General features: G+C 70.0%; 3 protein-coding genes. All 3 read left to right on the top strand.

The window, feature by feature from the left end; all coding sequences use genetic code 11:
• Nucleotides 1-947, top strand: a 947-nt coding sequence (locus VW23_RS00500; RefSeq protein WP_069907647.1) for an efflux RND transporter periplasmic adaptor subunit, incomplete at its 5' end; no start/stop codon positions are given.
• A complete protein-coding gene (locus tag VW23_RS00505) occupies nucleotides 944-1630 on the top strand; it encodes an ABC transporter ATP-binding protein (protein WP_069907648.1) in 687 nt (228 codons plus the stop codon). The genes VW23_RS00500 and VW23_RS00505, both read left to right, overlap by 4 nt.
• A partial coding sequence (locus VW23_RS00510; protein ID WP_069907649.1) for an ABC transporter permease occupies nucleotides 1627-2448 on the top strand: 822 nt, incomplete at its 3' end. The genes VW23_RS00505 and VW23_RS00510, both read left to right, overlap by 4 nt.

A 2448-nucleotide genomic window follows, 5' to 3' on the forward strand; every position in this document is an offset into this window, starting at 1 on the left:
TCCCCGAGTTCATTGAACTGAGCGGCGCCGTTGCCGTTGCTGCGGCCAAGCTGGCGCGGGTCACCGAACTCTCGGCCGCCGAGCTGGCCCCCAGCGCCGAAATCGCTGCCGCCGCGGCCGAGCTCGCCAAGGCCCGCGCCGCCATGGCCGCCGCCATCCGCGGCCTCGACAAGGACCTTGCAGCGGCAAAACTCGACGCCGTGGCGGCACGCGTCGCCATTGCCGACGCCACGGTGAAACGCGATGCGCTGCGCGATGCCCACGCGGCGCTGCTGGCGCGCGCCACCGACACTGCCGATGTCGCGCAACTGGCCGACAATCTCGCCGCCCTCGGCTATACCGGCCCGCTCGGCGAACAGGTCCGCAGCTGGCAGCGCCTCTCCGGCCTGCCGGTGACCGGCATTGTCAGTCTCAGCCAGCTGGTGATTGCCGAGGGGCCGGTGCATGTCGCGGCGCACGATGCCAGTGTCGGCGAAACCCTGCTCGCCGCCTCGGCCGACCGCAGCTCGATCCTCGATTATTCCTCAACCACCAAGCTGGTGACCGTGCCGCTCGCCGTCGCCGATCAGGCGCTCGCCGCCGTCGGCCGCCGCGTCACCATCACCCTGCCCGATGATCGCGAGGTGGCAGGAAAAATCTCCGAGGTCGGCTCGGTGGTGACCGACGGCAATATCGAAGTGACCGTGGCGATCGCCGACCAGGCCGCCCTCGACGGGCTGGAAGTCGCCTCGGTCGACGTGGATTTCGTCAGCGAGCGCCGCAACGACGTGCTCTCGGTGCCGATCGCCGCGCTGCTGGCCCGGCCGGAAGGCGGCTTTGCCGTCGAGCTCGTCGATGCTGGCGGCACCAGACTGGTCCCCGTCGACACCGGCCTCTTCGCCGCCGGGCGGGTCGAGGTCAGCGGCGACGGCATTGCAGAGGGCGAGCGAGTCAGCGTGCCCGGATGACGGCAACCATCGTCTCCCTCAGCAATGTCAGCCGCGCCTTTGCCGGTGGCGTGCTGGCGCTGCGCGATGTCAGCCTCGAGATCGAGCGCGGCGAGCTCGTCGCCATTGTCGGCCCCTCCGGCTCGGGCAAATCCACCATGCTCAACATCATCGGTACGCTCGATCGCGCCAGTGCCGGCACGGTCGAGATCGACGGGCTGAACGTCGCCGAGCTCAGGGACCACGAGCTCTCGGCGCTGCGCGCCCGGCGCATCGGCTTCGTCTTCCAGCATTTCCACCTGTCGCCCGGCGTCTCGGCGCTCGACAATGTCGCCGATGGCCTGCTCTACACCGGCACCGGATTGCGCGAACGGCGCGAGCGTGCCGAGGCGGCGCTGCGCGAGGTCGGGCTTGCCCACCGGCTCGACCACCGTCCGCATCAGCTGTCGGGCGGCGAAAAGCAACGCACCGCCATTGCCCGGGCACTGGCGCGCCGCCCGCTGCTGCTGCTTGCCGACGAGCCGACCGGCGCGCTCGACAGCACCTCGGGCGAAGGCGTGGTGCAATTGCTGCTCGGCCTCCATCGCGCCGGCACCGCCGTGGTGGTGATCACCCATGATCGCGATCTCGCCGCCCGCTTCGACCGCCAGGCCATGATGCGCGACGGGCAACTGGTCGAAGACACCAGGCGGAGCATAAGATGAGCACCCTGCAACCCGCCAAACTCCTGGCCATCGATGTCGTGCGCCTCGCCGCCTATGGCCTGACGGCCCGGCCGCTGCGCGTCGTGCTGTCGGCGCTCGGCATCGCCATCGGCATTGCCGCGATGATCGCGGTGGTCGGCATTTCCACCTCGAGCCGCGCCCAGCTCAACCAGTTGCTCTCCGAACTCGGCACGAACCTGCTCAGCGCCGGGCCGGGCAAATCGATGTTCGGCGAAGCCGCGACCATGCCGCCCGAATCCATCGCCATGCTCGGCCGCATTGCCGAGGTCGAAATGGTGAGCGCCATCGGCGTCCTGGCCGATGCGCGGATCTATCGCTCCAACCGCATCCCCGCGAGCCAGTCGGGCGGCCTCGCCGTCTACGCCACGAAGCTGAACTTGCTCGAAACCCTGAGCGCAGAAGTCGCCGTCGGCTCCTGGCTCAACGAAGCCACAGCCAACTACCCCGCCGTGGTGCTCGGCGCCCGCGCCGCCGCCCGGCGCGGCATCGGCCGCGGGCTGATCGGCCAACAGGTGTGGCTCGGCGGCCGCTGGTTCACCGTGGTCGGCATTCTCGCGCCGGTCTCGCTGGTGCCGATGCTCGATCTGAGCGCACTGATCGGCTGGCCCGCCGGCGAGCGCTACCTCGATTTCGAAGGCGATATCACGACGCTCTATCTCCGCACTGCCCCCGACGCGGTAGAAGCCGTCCGCAGCATCCTCGCCCCCACCGCCAACCCCGAGGCGCCCAACGAGGTCGACGTCTCCCGCCCCTCCGACGCGCTGGCCGCCGAGGCCGCAGCCGACGTCGCCTTCACC

Source organism: Devosia insulae DS-56, from assembly GCF_000970465.2.
In the GTDB taxonomy this organism is placed as follows: Bacteria; Pseudomonadota; Alphaproteobacteria; order Rhizobiales; family Devosiaceae; genus Devosia_A; species Devosia_A insulae.

Coding starts and splice junctions, on each gene's coding strand:
- VW23_RS00505 (WP_069907648.1), top strand. CDS start 944: ATGACGGCAACCATCGTCTCCCTCAGCAATGTCAGCCGCGCCTTTGCC.